This is a genomic window from Pseudomonas sp. GM18 (assembly GCF_000282195.1).
Lineage (GTDB): Bacteria > Pseudomonadota > Gammaproteobacteria > Pseudomonadales > Pseudomonadaceae > Aquipseudomonas.
Window position 1 is genome coordinate 178,119 of sequence record NZ_AKJT01000022.1, and the last position, 14,698, is coordinate 192,816.

The 14,698-nt window shown below is 57.0% G+C and carries 15 protein-coding genes; 8 read left to right on the top strand and 7 right to left on the bottom strand.

The features are described 5' to 3' along the window. The first annotated feature begins 228 nt into the window (after nt 1-228). A complete protein-coding gene (locus PMI21_RS28595) occupies nt 229-768 on the top strand; it encodes a hypothetical protein (protein ID WP_007934563.1) in 540 nt (179 codons plus the stop codon). Nucleotides 769-810: 42 nt separating this feature from the next. Beyond that, on the top strand, nt 811-2,172 hold the full coding sequence (locus PMI21_RS23850) for a lysozyme inhibitor LprI family protein (protein ID WP_007934564.1): 1,362 nt from the start codon (nt 811-813) through the stop codon (nt 2,170-2,172). A 60-nt stretch (nt 2,173-2,232) separates the two neighbouring features. Here the strand turns inward: PMI21_RS23850 and PMI21_RS23845 are convergent, their stop codons facing one another. Beyond that, on the bottom strand, nt 2,233-2,613 hold the full coding sequence (locus PMI21_RS23845) for a DUF6124 family protein (protein WP_007934565.1): 381 nt from the start codon (nt 2,611-2,613) through the stop codon (nt 2,233-2,235). Nucleotides 2,614-3,006: 393 nt separating this feature from the next. Between PMI21_RS23845 and PMI21_RS23840 the strand changes: the two genes are divergently transcribed. The 5 genes from PMI21_RS23840 to PMI21_RS23820 all read left to right on the top strand — a co-directional run bounded on the left by PMI21_RS23840 (nt 3,007) and on the right by PMI21_RS23820 (nt 7,174). Then, entirely contained in the window at nt 3,007-4,287 is a 1,281-nt protein-coding gene (locus PMI21_RS23840; RefSeq protein WP_007934566.1) for a hypothetical protein, read from the top strand. 109 nt (nt 4,288-4,396) lie between these two features. After that, nucleotides 4,397-4,885, top strand: coding sequence for a hypothetical protein (locus tag PMI21_RS23835; protein WP_007934570.1), 489 nt, complete (start codon nt 4,397-4,399; stop codon nt 4,883-4,885). A 188-nt stretch (nt 4,886-5,073) separates the two neighbouring features. Then, nucleotides 5,074-5,496 carry a hypothetical protein gene (locus tag PMI21_RS23830; protein WP_007934573.1) on the top strand — a complete coding sequence of 141 codons (423 nt, stop codon included), beginning with the start codon at nt 5,074-5,076 and terminating at the stop codon, nt 5,494-5,496. Next, a complete protein-coding gene (locus PMI21_RS23825; RefSeq protein ID WP_238541197.1) occupies nt 5,493-6,575 on the top strand; it encodes a bacterial transcriptional activator domain-containing protein in 1,083 nt (360 codons plus the stop codon). The genes PMI21_RS23830 and PMI21_RS23825 overlap by 4 nt, the downstream gene beginning before the upstream one ends. Then, nucleotides 6,572-7,174: a lysozyme inhibitor LprI family protein gene (locus tag PMI21_RS23820; RefSeq protein ID WP_007934577.1), complete on the top strand. Its 603-nt coding sequence runs from the start codon at nt 6,572-6,574 to the stop codon at nt 7,172-7,174. The genes PMI21_RS23825 and PMI21_RS23820 overlap by 4 nt, the downstream gene beginning before the upstream one ends. Before the next feature lie 38 nt (nt 7,175-7,212). Here PMI21_RS23820 and PMI21_RS23815 read toward each other — a convergent pair whose 3' ends face one another. Next, entirely contained in the window at nt 7,213-7,593 is a 381-nt protein-coding gene (locus tag PMI21_RS23815; protein WP_007934579.1) for a DUF6124 family protein, read from the bottom strand. A gap of 585 nt (nt 7,594-8,178) precedes the next feature. Between PMI21_RS23815 and PMI21_RS23810 the strand changes: the two genes are divergently transcribed. Continuing rightward, nucleotides 8,179-8,562, top strand: a complete 384-nt coding sequence (locus PMI21_RS23810) for a hypothetical protein (RefSeq protein ID WP_007934580.1) — start codon at nt 8,179-8,181, stop codon at nt 8,560-8,562. Between the two features lie 277 nt (nt 8,563-8,839). Here PMI21_RS23810 and PMI21_RS23805 read toward each other — a convergent pair whose 3' ends face one another. The 5 genes from PMI21_RS23805 to exbD all read right to left on the bottom strand — a co-directional run bounded on the left by PMI21_RS23805 (nt 8,840) and on the right by exbD (nt 14,692). Further along, nucleotides 8,840-10,240, bottom strand: coding sequence for an aminoacyl-tRNA deacylase and HDOD domain-containing protein (locus PMI21_RS23805; RefSeq protein ID WP_007934583.1), 1,401 nt, complete (start codon nt 10,238-10,240; stop codon nt 8,840-8,842). Nucleotides 10,241-10,318: 78 nt separating this feature from the next. Further along, the gene (gene recG / locus PMI21_RS23800) at nt 10,319-12,394 is read right to left on the bottom strand and encodes an ATP-dependent DNA helicase RecG (protein WP_007934585.1); all 2,076 of its coding nucleotides are present in this window, start codon (nt 12,392-12,394) and stop codon (nt 10,319-10,321) included. Between the two features lie 9 nt (nt 12,395-12,403). Further along, complete coding sequence (locus PMI21_RS23795) at nt 12,404-13,333, bottom strand: hydrogen peroxide-inducible genes activator (protein WP_007894647.1); 930 nt, start codon at nt 13,331-13,333, stop codon at nt 12,404-12,406. A 187-nt stretch (nt 13,334-13,520) separates the two neighbouring features. After that, entirely contained in the window at nt 13,521-14,267 is a 747-nt protein-coding gene (locus PMI21_RS23790) for an energy transducer TonB family protein (RefSeq protein ID WP_007894649.1), read from the bottom strand. Further along, nucleotides 14,264-14,692 carry a TonB system transport protein ExbD gene (gene exbD, locus PMI21_RS23785; RefSeq protein ID WP_007934588.1) on the bottom strand — a complete coding sequence of 143 codons (429 nt, stop codon included), beginning with the start codon at nt 14,690-14,692 and terminating at the stop codon, nt 14,264-14,266. Before exbD ends, PMI21_RS23790 begins: the two co-directional genes overlap by 4 nt. Nucleotides 14,693-14,698: the final 6 nt, after the last annotated feature.

Consider the following 14,698-nt stretch of genomic DNA (forward strand, 5'->3'; position numbering starts at 1 on the left):
CTTGAAAGGAGACAGATTTATTTAGATTTAGCTGTCGATAAATCTGTCTTTTTTGCTGTATACAAGAGCTCTGGTTGTTCTAGCAGTGTAGGTGTTACGCTACTTCTGTCTGTCGTCTCAATAGTGTTTGCTGGAGGCCAAAGTGTAAACCATACTCCACTTCAAGGCTGAGTGTTTTGTTCCTGTTGTTTGTTGCTCATCCATTTTTTGTTTAAGCAGGTTGTTACGATGCGTAAGTTTTGTTTTTTATTGTTGGTATTTATGCTCTGTAGAGTCTCCGTCGCTCAGAACGATAGCCTCTATCTGCGGGGGGCAGTAGTAGATGGACCCTATAAAACAACTGTTGTCGAAAATGCGGAGTTATCGGTTTTGGAAACGGGAGATGCAGAGTATCCCGTGTCTTTAGTCCTCGACGTGAAAAACAGCGATGGAGTATCGGCTAGACAGTTAGTTGATAAATATGATGTTGCTGGTTCGCCACCTAAGGTCGAATCGATATTTTTTTATCCGGTTCAGGATGTAAAGAGTGTCTTTGTTTTGGTTTCTTGGGAAATTAACCATAGAGGCATTGGTACCTACGGTACTTTGTATCAGGTCTATGCTTATGCACGAAGTAGCAATGGTAGGTTGATCTCCAATCAATTGATTCAGGCTAATAGGTACTTGAGCGGGATCGATGGCTTTAGTGAGGGTGTACCACAAACGTTTGCTTATAAAGATGCGGCCTCAATAAAGGCATACGTAAAGAAGCACCTTAATACGCCATAACCCGTTCGAAGGGATCTGTTAAAAATCACAAGGATGATTGGGATGAATCAGTTTATATGGCTCCTTATTGGTGCAATGTTTAGTGGCCTGCTAGGTTTGCCCAGTGCGTTTGCGCAGGATGATTGCAACGAGATCACCATAAGCGAGCAAATTGATAGGTGTTCTGATGTCGCGAAGAACACTGCCGATTCTCAGTTGAATACGAGTTACCACCAGTTGATGACTCGACTCGAAACGCAGTATCGAGCCGAACCCGACACAGGGGCGGCGTATACGGTGAAGGTCAAAGAAGCACAGCGTGTGTGGATAAAGTTGCGCGATGCGAGTTGTCCGCTCGAAGCGTTTGAGATTAAGCCTGGCACGTCCGCTTATGTGGCGACGGTGAACAATTGCATCGCAAGAATGAGCCGCGAGCGCACAGTCTTTCTGGACAGTATTGCGCCCGACATCGTGAGTGGTTCAGCTTTTGGGCGAGGGTCAGACGTCTCGTGTCCATCCCAGAACTTTGCTCAGTTTCTGCCGGCATTCACCGCCAGTGCTGAAACCCAGAAGCGCCTAACCGCACTGGCGGTGAAAATATTGGTGTTGAAGCGGACCTCGGATCCAGGTCGATTTGAACCGCAAATTACTGCGGATACTGGCTCCAGTTTGACGTTTCCGTTGATGGCTGCGATGGAAGGCAGGACTGGAGGGGTTGAGATCGAAACGGTCGACGACACTCACATGAACGTTGTGGATAAACGAGCCGGTAACAGCAACATCAAGATTTTTAACTTTGCTAAAAAGTCGTGTTGGTCGCTGGTGGGGATTGAGGATTGGTCGATCAGCGAGAAGGAGCTTGTCGCATCAGGTAGACCTGGAATGAACCGTGCTGAGAACCTTTGTTTTCAACGTGCCGAGGGCTTGGGTGGTTTAGGGTTTCTTGAGCAGTACCGTTTGACTAAGGAGTTGATTGAAGCGTCCCTGGAAAACTATGTCTGTGCTGCGGAGTCGGGTGATCCACAGGCGAGTCTGTCGGCGGCAAGTTTGAGTCTTTCGCAGATGGCGCCTCAATTGGAAACCAGCAAGCTTGAGGCTTTGTTCAAAGCGGCATCGACGACACCGAGCGGCGCTTTGGGTTATGCCACTTATTTTTGTAACGGTAATTCCACCGACTATAACGGCCCTTGCCTGCACCCCGAGCAGGCAGAAAGGGAAGTTATTCGCGCGGTTTCCATGGGCTCCACAGATGCGATGAACTACCTTGGGTCTTCCTTTGAGGATGGCCAGTTGGGAACAAAGGATATGTCCCGGGCGTTGGCCTGTTATCAGTTGTCAGCTGATAAAGGTAGCCCGCAGGGTAGCGACGGCGTGAAGCGTTTGGTTTCGCAAGGCTCAGACATAAAGGCCAGTCGCTGCCTGTAAATTTCGCCGTGCAGGTATAAATGCTGAAGAAGGGGACGTTAAGTCCCCTTCTTATTTTTGCTACGCCTTCGCCCGATGCTCCGCCGGATTCGGCGAATCAATATGATCCAGCGCTCGCTCCACCAACAACTGCGCCCCATCGGCCATTCTGCTGAGCGCCAGGGCTACTGATCTTCGAGTGCCGTCAATGTCATCAGCCAGGTCGGCAGCGATGGCGCTGATGGACTTCAGGTCTTCTGATGCGTTGGCCAGGAGGGCTTCGGTGTCGATGTCGGGGGAGACGGTGAAGAGTTTGCCTTTGCGCTTGGGTTTTTCGTTGGGTGGCGGGGCGAAATGGTGGTCGAGGGCGCGTTCGGCGGCTTCGTGGAGTTTTTTGGAATCGAAGGATTCGTAGGGGGATGTGGCTTCGTTTTCAGGAGGATTTGGTGTTGGCTTGATCATTAAGTGTTACTCCATGATTTAAGGAGCTGACACCGTTTCGCGTGCACTTCGAAAGAGGTGGCAGCTGTGCATAGGTGTGCAAGACCGGTGGAGTCACCCGGCAGACCCGAAGGTCTCCCATACACAGCTGCCATAACGATTCGCGAGCATAGGAAAACGCTCGATGAATTGCCATAACCGAATGTGTACTCCACCGAACTTGCACGTCCGAGTCACCGATTTTGCGGTGACGAACAGAGGTTATCGGTGAACGCGAGCACCGGATAGTTCATGAACAGCCCGACGTGTTGAAGGAAATGTCCGATGGCATCGACGTCAACGTAGGCGGATGATTGAGCGTTTTTAAACACGACGCCTGAGCCGGTTAAACCGTAGGTTTTTTGAGTGATCAACATGGATTGTATTTTTAAAAAAGGATGCGGCTTCACGGCGGCTCTGATGGGCGCAGTTGTTCTGAGCCTGTTCCTTGGGGGCACGGATGCGTTCGCTGAAGATCAACCTTGCCCGTTCGAGGTGCCTCAAACGGAACTGAAGGTTGCAAGCTGCGTTCAGGAAGGGGGCGTGAACATACTCAAGCTTGTGCCCCGTAACCAACCGGACTACGCCAACAACTTCGACAATCTCCCCACTGTCATTGTTACTGGGAAAAACCTGCAGGACATTTTGGCGGTTGTCGGAATCGACAATACACGGCGCTATAACAAGCTGATCGAACTGCCTGATGCTGAATCAATCATGGAGTTTTCGGACGCTGCAGTGACAGCCAAAGCGTCGATGAAGCAGCAAGACTGGAAGCTGCTGGACATGAAAAACGTTATTTATCCTGGCCCGGGCGGTGTTGAGGGGTTCGGATTAATCTGCAACACGCTTCAAGCAGAAACCAAGAAGGGTTTTGTCGTTGTTTCGCAGTGCAACACTTTCTATGAACGTGAGAGATCAAGCCTGAAAAAAATTCTTTTCGGGATCACCTGCGAGCCCCCAAAAAGTGAAGCATTCCCAGCGCTCAACACAGACTCGGGCTCTATCGTTTTCAACTACGCCAAACTGCCTGAAGAAGAACCCCAAGGCTCTGACGACGTCGCCATCGACGTCGATTTCGTAAATTGTGCTGACGGTTCAAAAAAGAACATGGGCGGGCTGCCATTTTTGGCGGCCACCGGACGAGTGCAAGCGGCTTTCTTTGCGCAGGCTGAGCCCGAAGCCGAGCCGGTGCTTTTCGTTATACATGCGGTCGGAATCAGAGCTTACACGGGCGTTAATTATTTGGGCGACTACTACACCGTTCACGCGTATTCCCCTACGCCGACGGGTTACGTCAGGGATGAGCGGTTGTCGAACTATTTTGGCAATGGCGGTGATATTGCGCGTGATGCCGAGTCGGAGGAGTTGGTCTACACGTTCCCGTATAAAACCACTGGTGACATCGTGGCCAAACTCAATTCTGCCGCTTATAAACGCTGGGCAGCGGGGGACAGGGTGACACTCACGATTAACAAAAAGACCCCAATCTACAGTTCGCCCGTTTTGGCGGACATGACGAAAATGTATTTGATCAAGGGCGACTCGGTGTTGCAGGAAGGGGTTGAGGCGGGTTGGCTGAAAATCATGTTTAAAACCCCCAAAGGAAAGGCGATTCGGGGCTGGGTTCAATGCAACGATGCCGATGGTTGTTAGTCGACTTTCTATTAGAAATTTTAGAGGCGAGACGGGCCCCGTGATTAATCACTAAATCTCCCGTTTTCCGTTAGACTTGCGCCCCTTAAGGAAGCTCTCAGGACACGGAATGCCAGTCCCCTCATATACCCTTCGCCAAGCCCTGGTCGTTTGGCTATACGCCGCCGCACTGGTGCATCTGCTCGTCAGCATCCTGCTGACCTGGGCCGGCCATTCCGGCTTGCTCGATGGCTACCTGCAAACTATCGAAAAAGCCTTCTGGGTGGTCGACGCCGTACCCACCGCCGCCCGCACGCAACAAGTCTGGTGGCTCGCCCTATTCGGCGCCACGCTGCAAAGCTATTCCCTCTACATGCTCGCTCTCGTGCACCTCGGCCATCGTCTCAAAACCCCTATGGCATGGGGCTGGTTGATTGCCGGCATCGTGCTCTGGGCGCCGCAGGACATGTTGATTTCCCTTCAGGCACAGGTCTGGTCGCACCTGTGGTTCGACAGCTTCGCGCTGCTCACTTTGCTGCCGCCGCTGTTCTGGCTCTATCGCCACGACCGCCGCACCTCCACCTCAAAACACACACCGAGTGACGCTGACAATGCCTGATTTTTCTCTCCTGGATTGGGCGGTCACGTTGCTGATTGCCCAGGCAAGTCTGGGTGCGCCCGACACGCTGTATCACCACGAACTGACCGTCGCGCTGCCTCATCGACACAGTGCGCGGCTTGTTTATGGACAGCCTTAATCTGGCTGGACGGAATGGTGTGTGACTAGTCAAAACATGGGAGTTGTCGTTGAAAAAGTTATTGATGTTGATGTTGCTGGTTTTCCCTTTTATCGCTCACGGCGAAGTGGAAACAGAGATCCTCTGTTTCCGAGCCTTTGAAGGCAATGATATTAAGTTTGAGTTCAGGAACTACCATGATCCGGCAGCCAAGTGGAGCGGGGCGTTGGTAAAGTATGCAACGTCCAAAGAGTCGATCCCGTTGGTACACAAAAGTACCGAGCAAGAAGCAACGACCGAAGGCCGGTCTTATCTATTTATCACCAGGTGGAGCGAAGTCGTTGGCGGCGCGATCACGGGTGAATATGTCATGGTCCGCCAAGGTCCGGTTATTTACGCCATGTCGTACAAAAACGCTAAGAGCAAGAAACACTATTCGTTTGAGCGTTACCCGTCAATCAAGTCTTCTCCAGAGACGGGGTGTCAGTGGTGAAGATATTTACAGTCAGTAAGTTGAAGTTTTCGATTTTCTTATTGGTAATCTGCTGTTCAAGCGCGGGTGCCGCGCCTCAAGTTCTCAAGGAGATACCAGCCAGCTTATTGGGCGATGCCTCGCGTCAAAAAGTGTTTGTACTGACCGGCGATGCTGACGAGGCCTACCGCCGATTGTTGATTTCGCCCGAGCAAGGTGCCAGCGATAACATTCTGCTGGACACATCCGCGGCATTGCCGTTGATCAAGAGCCAATACTCGGCGGCCATGAGTGAAGGCTTCAGCGTCAATGTGATCAACAGCCCGGCGGGTGTGCTTACGGTTGTCGATGTGCAAGGGGAGCCCGTGTCAGTCAAGCAGTCTTCCGCCGAAGCCGGGGACGCGCTTGTGCTGGTCAGCAACGAAGAAGATAACGGCGTTTACAACTTCAATCTGGTGTTCCGCTACAACAAAAACTCAAAACAGTTTGAGCTGAGAAGCGTGTCGCAGGTAACCAACAACGAGTCCTGTGATCGCTCGGTAGTCAGTGTTGAAGACGTACCGAAAAGCATGATCGGTGAAACCTCGTTGGCGTCTTTTGATGGGCGCAAGGTATTAGAGCGGTTGCATGACCTGCACGTTATGCGACCCGCCGAGGGCTACAAAAAACTGATGATGTCGGATATCGCTTACCAGCTCGACCAGGCGCTGGCACTGTATCGAAAAGGGCAGACTGATGAAGTTTCGACGGTGATGGCGAATTTTCTGATGGATGGGGGCGAAGGCCACTGCTATCCGCACAGCTATATCGCGCAAAAGTATGACTTCGCTCAGATGCCGGGTTGGTCTAACGACTTGGGTTTTCTACTGGGTGAAACCGGCTATTACGACGAGTCCATTGAGCTGTTGAACGCGGTTATCGCCAGAAATCCTGCCAGAACCGTTGCCTACTTGAATCTCGCGGACAGTTACTGGGGCGTGAACGATAAGGCGCGGGCGGCACGGGCTTACAAGAAGTACGCCTCGTTGATGTCCGGCGCGGGTAAGGCGTCGAAGATTCCCGCGAGAGTGATTGAGCGCACCGACGGAGCGGTGGAATGATGAACGGGCTCAAGAAGGTTTTTTTGAGTGTGGCGGGTATTGGTTTCGCCGCGTTAATGATCCCCGTTCATGCGCAGGAAACGTGCGACAAGAACAGTTTTACGACGCCCGATTTGATCATTTGTGGTCAACAAAGCTTCGAGAAATTGGATGCGGCACTCAATGAGCAGTACAAAAAAGCTTTGGTCAGTTTGCTTCCCGCGGACAAGAAGCTGTTGATAGATGTGCAGCGCAACTGGGTAAAGTTTAAAGAGGAGTACTGCGAAGAAATCTATCAGGCGACGTTTCCGGGTGCAGAAGCACCTATCGAAAAGCTGGCGTGTTTATCGCACATCACCAACTCAAGATTGGGCGAGTTGATCTATTTGCAGACGGGGCTGACCAATGATGGCTTTTACAAGGCCGCCTCGGTGATGGCGGGGAAAGATCGCGCCTATGGACTCCAGGATTCGATCAATCGTTTGGGAGGTGATGACTTCGCCGATCCGGTTTGGAAGCACTACGCTGAAGGGCACTGTGAAATGAGCTTCAGCCTTTTCAGGGAAGACCTTGCGAACTGCATGGTGAGGATGCGTTTTCAGCTGCCGTTCAATCGCTAAACAAGAAAGGGGACGTTAAGTCCCCTTCGTATTTTTTGCTACGCCTTCGCCCGATGCTCCACCGGATTTGGCGAATCAATATGATCCAGCGCTCGCTCCACCATCAACTGAACCCCATCCGCCATTCTGCTGAGCGCCAGGGCGACTGAGCGGCGGGTGCCGTCGATGTCATCAGCCAGGTCGGCGGCGATGGCGCTGATGGACTTCAGGTCTTCGGAGGCGTTGGCCAGGAGGGCTTCGGTGTCGATGTCGGGGGACACGGTGAAGAGTTTGCCTTTGCGCTTGGGTTTTTCGTTGGGTGGTGGGGCGAAATGGTGGTCGAGGGCGCGTTCGGCGGCTTCGTGGAGTTTTCTGGAGTCGAAGGATTCGTAGGGAGAAGTGGCTTCGTTTTCAGGAGGATTTGGTGTTGGCTTGAACATAGGTGTAATCCCGTAATTAAGGAGCCGACACCGTTTCGCGTGCACTTCGAAAGAGGTGGCAGCTGTGTATAGGTGTGCAAGACCGGCGGGATTACCCGGCAGACCCGAAGGTCTCCCATACACAGCAGCCATAACGGTTCGCGAGCATAGGAAAATGCTCGATGAATTGCCATAACCATCGTGTATCCCACCGGACTTGCACGTCCGGGTCACCGATTTTGCGGTGACGGATAGAGGTTATCGGTGAAGGCCAAGGTCGCCTAGTTCACGGACAGCCCGGCGTTTTGAAGGAAATGTCCGAGAGGTTTGAGGGCATCAAGATCAAAAGATCGCAGCCTTCGGTAGCTCCTACAGGAATGTGTTTCTTCAGGTGTAGGGCGGGTGTTGGGTGTGACGCGGAGTGTCACGGGATGCATTCCCACGCGGGAGCGTGGGAACGATCAAGGTTGAGGCGGGAAAGCGTGACTTGGCGGTCATCATGCGGGAAAAGTGGTTCATCTTCTTCTAACGCAACACGATGGTGGCGTTCTGGCTTGAAGCGGCTACACTGCGCCGGCCGTTCATTTTTCTTTTGAGGCTGTGCGCATGAAATTTCGTTTTCTTCTGTGGATGCTGGGTTTGTTGATGGGTAAGGCCAGTCGGACTAATCCTGCGTTTCAGCAGCAGTTGGGTGACAAGGCGTTGGTGTTTCAGCTACAGACCCTGGACGGGAAGGTGGCGCGGCATTTCGTGGTGAAGGATCAGCGCATAACCAGTAAGGCTGGGGTGTATGCGGAGCCGGCGTTTGCGATTGCTTTTAAGGACGCGGCTTATGGCTTTGCCACGATGCAGGCGAAGAACAAGCAGTTGGCGTTTATGCAGGGGATTCAGGACAAGTCGATTCAGATCAAGGGCAACCCGGCGCTGGTGATCTGGTTTCAGGGGCTGACCAAGTATTTGAAGCCGCGGAAGGCTAAGTCTAAGGCCTGACGCAGGTCTTTGGTCAAAGGGCTTTTGTGGCGAGGGAGCTTGCTCCCGCTGGGCTGCGAAGTGGCCCTGAAATCTGAGACCTCGGTTGTATCTGACACATCGCGCTGGCTGGTTTGCGACTGCTGCGCAGTCGAGCGGGAGCAAGCTCCCTCGCCACAGGGGTTGGTTTATTTCAGATAGATCGGGGTGGATTCATCGCGGGCAAGCCCGCTCCCACAGGGATCACCTGAATCCTGTGGGAGCGTGGCTTGGTCCGGGCGGTGATCCGACGATGTTTTTAGGCCTGGCTGAATTGCGAAGCCAGTTCACGCAGCAGCACTTCAGCCTCAAGCACTTTGCTGACCACGTCGTTGGCCTTGTCGCGAGTCAGACCCACACGCTCCAGCAACGCATCCGGGATGTCTTCATCCGGCCCCGAGCCAATCCCGCGACTACGCAGCAGACGCACAGCCAGACACACAAGATTCGGGTATTCCGCGTAATCACCGTCATAGCTCGGGTCATGCTGGAAGCGCAGGGCGGTGGCCAGTTCGTCGGGCATGTCCCAGTAGCGCATCAGCCACGCGCCGATCTGTTCGCGGCTGATGCCCAGCAGGTGTTGTTCCACGTAGCTGTGGCACAGGTGCGGGTTGACCTCCAGGTGGCGGCAGATCAGCGAGAAGTGCGGCGGGAAGACGTGGGCCAGCAGCAGGTAGCCGAAGTTGTGCAGCAGGCCGGCGAGGTAGGTCAGGCCGGCTTCCGGGCGCTGGGCGCGGGGCATGGCGCGGGTCAGGCCTTCGATGACGGCGGCGGTGTAGATCGATTGCTGCCAGTACGGCGTGGTGTGTTGCGGGTGGTCTTTGGGCAGGCTCAGGGTTTTGCCCAGGGCCAGGCCCAGCGCCAGGTTGATCACCAGGTCGAAACCCAGCACGCGGACGATGGCGTCTTCCACTGAACGAATCTTGCCCGGCGAGGCGTAGTACGGCGACGCTGCCCAGCTGACGACTTGCGCGGCCAGGGCCGGGTCGGTTTCGACGACGCCGGTGATGTCGTCGATGGTGGCGTTGGGGTCGACCCGCAGTTTGATGATTTTCTGCGCGGTTTCGGCCAGTGGCGGAATTTCGATGGTCGCTTCCAGGCGTTGCTGGATGCGCCTCGCGGTGAACGCTTGCACGGCCTGGGTGATTTCCTCGCGGTCATCGTCGGGGCGGTCGAGGTTCGGGCGGATGCTGTGCACGGCTTCGCCGAAGTTGCCGGCGCTGGCCTTGGTGAGCATGGTTTTGAAATCGTCGCTGGAGATTTCCAGCAGCACGCCCGGCTCGCCCGAGTTGATCAGCAACTTCGGTTCGCGCAGCAGGCTTTCGTCATACAGGCACGGCGAACTGGTGAGCGCCGGCAGGCCGGGCAGAAGGCTCAGACTGTGTTTGCCGAGCATTTTTACCAGGCGTTCGGTGGATACAGCGGTCAACCGGCGGCCGGTGAGTTCGGCGAGGCGGTTGAGGTCGAGCAATTGGCTCTGCGGGAACAGCACCATGAGCGCGCCGACGGCATCGTCCAGCAAAACCGCCTGCACTTTGCGTGCGGCGTTCAGGCCGTGATGCTCGAGGACTTCTTCGTAAGCGATGCCCAGCTTGCCGAGCAGCAGCCGAATAACAGACGGAGCGTGCGGGGTTTCAGGGGCGAGGGCAGCTTCTGTCATGGTCTGTATCCGTTTTCAAACAATTGCAGGAGTATAACCAGCTTGTTTAAAGCCAGGGTCCAGAAACTGCGACAGTGCTCACACTTGGCCGTATTGCTGCCCATGGCGTAGCCAGCGGTCGAGCAGCGGGCTGACGTGATCCGGCCAGCGCTCGAGCAAGGCCTGGGCAGCGTCGCGCACGGCGGGCAGTAAGTCGGCGTCGCGCATCAGGTCCGCGACCTTGAATTGCAACAGGCCGGTCTGGCGCGTGCCGAGCATCTCGCCGGGGCCGCGCAGTTCGAGGTCCTTTTCGGCGATGACAAAACCGTCGTTGGTTTCGCGCATGATGCCCAGCCGCTGACGGCCGATCTGCGACAGCGGTGGATGGTAGAGCAGCACGCAATGGCTGACGGCGCTGCCCCGACCGACGCGGCCACGCAGTTGGTGCAGCTGCGCGAGCCCGAGGCGCTCGGGGTTTTCAATGATCATCAGGCTGGCGTTGGGCACGTCGACGCCGACTTCGATCACGGTGGTGGCGACCAGCAGTTGCAGGTTGCCGGCCTTGAATTCGGCCATGACGGCGGCTTTTTCGGCGGGCTTCATGCGGCCGTGGATCAAGCCGACTTTCAATTCGCCGAGGGCGGCGGTGAGGTCTTCGTGGGTGGTTTCGGCGGCCTGGCAGGTCAGCTCTTCGGATTCTTCGATCAGCGTGCACACCCAATAGGCCTGACGCCCTTCGGCACAGGCGCCGCGCACCCGCTCGATCACTTCGACACGCCGGGTGTCGGTGACCAGCACCGTGTTCACCGGGGTGCGGCCGGGGGGCAGTTCATCAAGGATCGAGGTGTCGAGGTCGGCGTAGGCGCTCATGGCCAGCGTCCGGGGAATCGGCGTGGCGGTCATAATCAGCTGGTGCGGACACATCCGCCCGCCGACGCCTTTCTGCCGCAATGCCAGACGCTGCTGTACGCCGAAGCGATGCTGTTCGTCGATGATCGCCAGCGCCAGGTTCTTGAACTGCACTTCGTCCTGGAACAGTGCGTGGGTGCCGACCACCATCGGTGCGCCGCCCGCGATCTGCTCGAGCGCGGCTACACGGTTTTTGCCCTTGAGCTTGCCGGCCAGCCACGCGACTTCGATGCCCAGCGGTTCGAGCCAGCGCTTGAAGGTGATGAAGTGCTGCTCGGCGAGGATTTCGGTGGGCGCCATCAGGGCGACCTGATAACCCGCTTCCAGCGCTTGCAGCGCGGCTAGGGCGGCGACCACGGTTTTGCCCGCGCCCACGTCGCCCTGAATCAGCCGCAGCATCGGTTCGTGCTGACTGAGGTCGTAAGCGATTTCGTTGCCGACCCGTTGCTGGGCGCCGGTCGGGGTGAAGCCGAGGTTGGCCAGATACTGTTCTGGCAGCTTCGTGGCTTTGGGCATGGCCGGCGCGCGCAGGGCACGCATGCTTTCGCGCAGGCGCTGCTGGGACAGTTGATGGGTCAGCAGTTCTTCGAAGGCCAGACGATGCTGGGCCCAGTGATGACCGAGGGCGAGTTCGTCGACGTCGGCATCGGCGGGCGGGTGATGCAGGTAGCGGATCGCATCGGCCAGCGGCGCCAGTTGATAGTCCCGGGCCAGTTCGGTCGGCAACCAGTCAGGCAGGCTGCTGGGGCCGAGCAGGGTCAGGGTTTGCATGCACAACTGGCGCAAACGCTGCTGGGTCAGGCCTTCGGTGAGTGGGTAGACCGGTGTCAGGGTTTCATCCACTGGCGGCGGTTCGTCACCGGTGATGGCGCGGTATTCCGGGTGGTAGATCTCCAGTCCCGACGCACCGGGCCGGGCTTCGCCGTAGCAACGAATCCGCGTGCCGCGTTTGAGGCCTTCTTTCTGGGCGTTGCTGAAATGGTAGAAGCGCAGGCTGAGTCCGCCGGTGCCGTCCTGCAGGCGGACAACCAGGCTACGACGCCGGCCCATGACCACGTCGGCGCCGCTGACGGTGCCTTCGATCACCGCGTCTTGCCCAGGTCGCAAATGACCGATCGGGACCACGCGAGTGCGGTCCTGATAGCGCAACGGCAGGTGGAACAGCACGTCCTGGAGATTCTCCAGGCCGACCTTGGCCAGTTTCTCGGCCATGGCTTCGCCGACACCCTTGAGTGCCGTCACCGACACTTGCGACAACTCGGTCATGACCGCGACTTAACCGGCCACCACCGGCGCTGGCGGCTTGGCCACCGAGCACAGGCGAATGGAGTCGGCGAGGATTTCAATTGCCTTCGGCCGCGGGAAGCTTGCGCGCCAGGCAATGGCCACGGTGCGGAACGGCACCGGCGCGCTCAGTGGGCGTACTTCGATCACGCCGGGGGCGTAGTGGTGGCTGTCCACCGCCGACAGCGGCAGGATCGAAATGCCGAGGCCGGAGGCGACCATGTGGCGGATGGTTTCCAGCGAGCTGGATTCCACTGTGGTGTGCTTGGCGCCGTCGTTGCCCTTGGTCAGGGTCGGGCAGGCTTCCAGCACTTGATCGCGGAAGCAGTGACCTTCGCCGAGCAGCAGCAGGCTCTTGTCGTTAAGCAGGGCGGCGTCGATGGATTCTTTTTGCGTCCACGGGTGCTGGGCCGGCATCAGGACGTAGAACGGCTCGTCGTAGAGCTGCAAGGTCAGCACGTCGGCTTCGTTGAACGGCAGGGCGATGATGATCGCGTCGAGCTCGCCGTTGCGCAGTTTGTCGCGCAGCACGTGGGTGAAGTTTTCTTCGATGTACAACGGCATCTGCGGGGCGACCCGGTGCAGTTGTGGAATCAGGTGTGGAAACAGGTACGGGCCGACGGTGTAGATCGCACCGACTTTCAGCGGGGCAGTCAGCTGGTTCTTGCCGGCCTGGGCCAGTTCGCGGATGCCTTGGGCCTGTTCCAGGACTTTCTGTGCCTGGGCGACAATGCCTTCGCCCACCGGGGTCAGGCGCACGGCGCTCTTGCTGCGCTCGAAAATCAGCACACCGAGTTCGTCTTCAAGCTTTTTCACGCCCACCGACAGGGTCGGCTGGCTGACGTGGCAACGCTCGGCCGCGTGGCCGAAGTGCTGCTCTTGGGCGAGGGTAACGATGTAGCGTAATTCTGTGAGAGTCATAGCAAGCGTCCATGAAGTTGCGGGCCAAGCATACCGGCTGCAATCGATAGACGCACGTTATCAGACTGAGTGTGTCGAGTGACACAGGGTAATGCGGGTTTGCCGTTTCCAGATATGCAAAAAGGCACCTTTCGGTGCCTTTCATAGGTTTTGTAACCGCCGAAGAGCTTGTGGGAGCGGCGGTGTTTTAGCGGCGACGTTCCAGCGAGTAAACAAACGGTGCAACGATTTCGATGGAGCCGTTGTTCAGCATGTCGGCCGGTGGCTTGGGCAGCGGCTGGGCGCGGCGGATCATTTCCAGGGTGGCCCGGTCCAGATCGGCGTTGCCGGAGCGGCCCACCAGTTCGAACGACAACACGTTACCTTCGGCATCCACCACAAAGCGCAGACGGTTCAAGCCTTCCTTGCCTCGCTGCTGGGCACTGGCCGGGTACTTTTTGTACTTGGCCAGGTGCGCGAGCAGGGTGCCTTGCCAACTGGCCTTGGCGGCTTGTTGCGCAGGCGATGGGCCGGGTGCCGGCTGAGCGGATTTCTCCGTCGGCGCCTGGGTTGGCTGCGCGTCGCTAGGCTTCTCCTCGGAAGGCTTTTCCTTCGGCGGCTCCGGCTTTTTCTCCACAGGCTTGGGCGGTTGTGGCTTCGGCTTGGGTTTGACCGGTTTCGGCACGGCAATCTCGGCCTTCGGCGCTTCTGCGAGTTTCGGAATCGGCAGTTCTTCCACCGGCGCCGGTGGCTGCGGAGGCGTGATCACCTTTGGCGGTGCGGGCGGTGGTGGCGCCGGAACCGGCGCCAACTCGACCATCATCGCTTGCGGCGGCAGCTCGATCGGCGGGCGTGACGTCCAGTTCAGCGCCAGCGCAATGGCCAGCGCATGGACGCCCAGCACCACGGCCAGGCTACCGCTGTAACGCGTCAGCTTTTGGCGCGTGTTGATCATTTTTTGGCTGCCGTCTCGAGTCCGACCAGACCGACCTTCAGGTAACCGGCGGCGCGCAGGGCATCCATCACGCTCATCAGGTCACCGTAATCCACGCCTTTGTCGGCCTGGAAGAAGATCGTCGTGTCTTTCTTGCCCTGGGTCTTGGCGTCGAGCGTAGCGCCGAGGGCTTCGGTCTTCACTTCGTCCTCGCCGAGGAACAGGCGCTGGTCAGCTTTGACGCTGAGGAACACCGGTTTCTCTGGCCGCGGCGCCGGTTTGGCGGTGGAGGCGGGCAGGTCGACCTTGATGTCCACGGTGGCCAGCGGTGCCGCCACCATGAAGATGATCAACAGCACCAGCATCACGTCGATGAACGGCGTGACGTTGATTTCGTGGTTCTCGGCCAGATCGTCGTCTGCGCCTTCTTTCAAATGCAGGCCCATGGCCGA

What these genes read in the sequence shown, in the direction of transcription:
- PMI21_RS23790 (WP_007894649.1), bottom strand. Translation starts at nt 14,267, where the DNA reads ATGATCAACACGCGCCAAAAGCTGACGCGTTACAGCGGTAGCCTGGCC.
- PMI21_RS23845 (WP_007934565.1), bottom strand. Translation starts at nt 2,613, where the DNA reads ATGATCAAGCCAACACCAAATCCTCCTGAAAACGAAGCCACATCCCCC.
- PMI21_RS23835 (WP_007934570.1), top strand. Translation starts at nt 4,397, where the DNA reads ATGCCAGTCCCCTCATATACCCTTCGCCAAGCCCTGGTCGTTTGGCTA.
- PMI21_RS23850 (WP_007934564.1), top strand. Translation starts at nt 811, where the DNA reads ATGAATCAGTTTATATGGCTCCTTATTGGTGCAATGTTTAGTGGCCTG.
- PMI21_RS23795 (WP_007894647.1), bottom strand. Translation starts at nt 13,333, where the DNA reads ATGACTCTCACAGAATTACGCTACATCGTTACCCTCGCCCAAGAGCAG.
- PMI21_RS23840 (WP_007934566.1), top strand. Translation starts at nt 3,007, where the DNA reads ATGGATTGTATTTTTAAAAAAGGATGCGGCTTCACGGCGGCTCTGATG.
- recG (WP_007934585.1), bottom strand. Translation starts at nt 12,394, where the DNA reads ATGACCGAGTTGTCGCAAGTGTCGGTGACGGCACTCAAGGGTGTCGGC.
- PMI21_RS23810 (WP_007934580.1), top strand. Translation starts at nt 8,179, where the DNA reads ATGAAATTTCGTTTTCTTCTGTGGATGCTGGGTTTGTTGATGGGTAAG.
- PMI21_RS28595 (WP_007934563.1), top strand. Translation starts at nt 229, where the DNA reads ATGCGTAAGTTTTGTTTTTTATTGTTGGTATTTATGCTCTGTAGAGTC.
- PMI21_RS23820 (WP_007934577.1), top strand. Translation starts at nt 6,572, where the DNA reads ATGATGAACGGGCTCAAGAAGGTTTTTTTGAGTGTGGCGGGTATTGGT.
- PMI21_RS23805 (WP_007934583.1), bottom strand. Translation starts at nt 10,240, where the DNA reads ATGACAGAAGCTGCCCTCGCCCCTGAAACCCCGCACGCTCCGTCTGTT.
- exbD (WP_007934588.1), bottom strand. Translation starts at nt 14,692, where the DNA reads ATGGGCCTGCATTTGAAAGAAGGCGCAGACGACGATCTGGCCGAGAAC.
- PMI21_RS23815 (WP_007934579.1), bottom strand. Translation starts at nt 7,593, where the DNA reads ATGTTCAAGCCAACACCAAATCCTCCTGAAAACGAAGCCACTTCTCCC.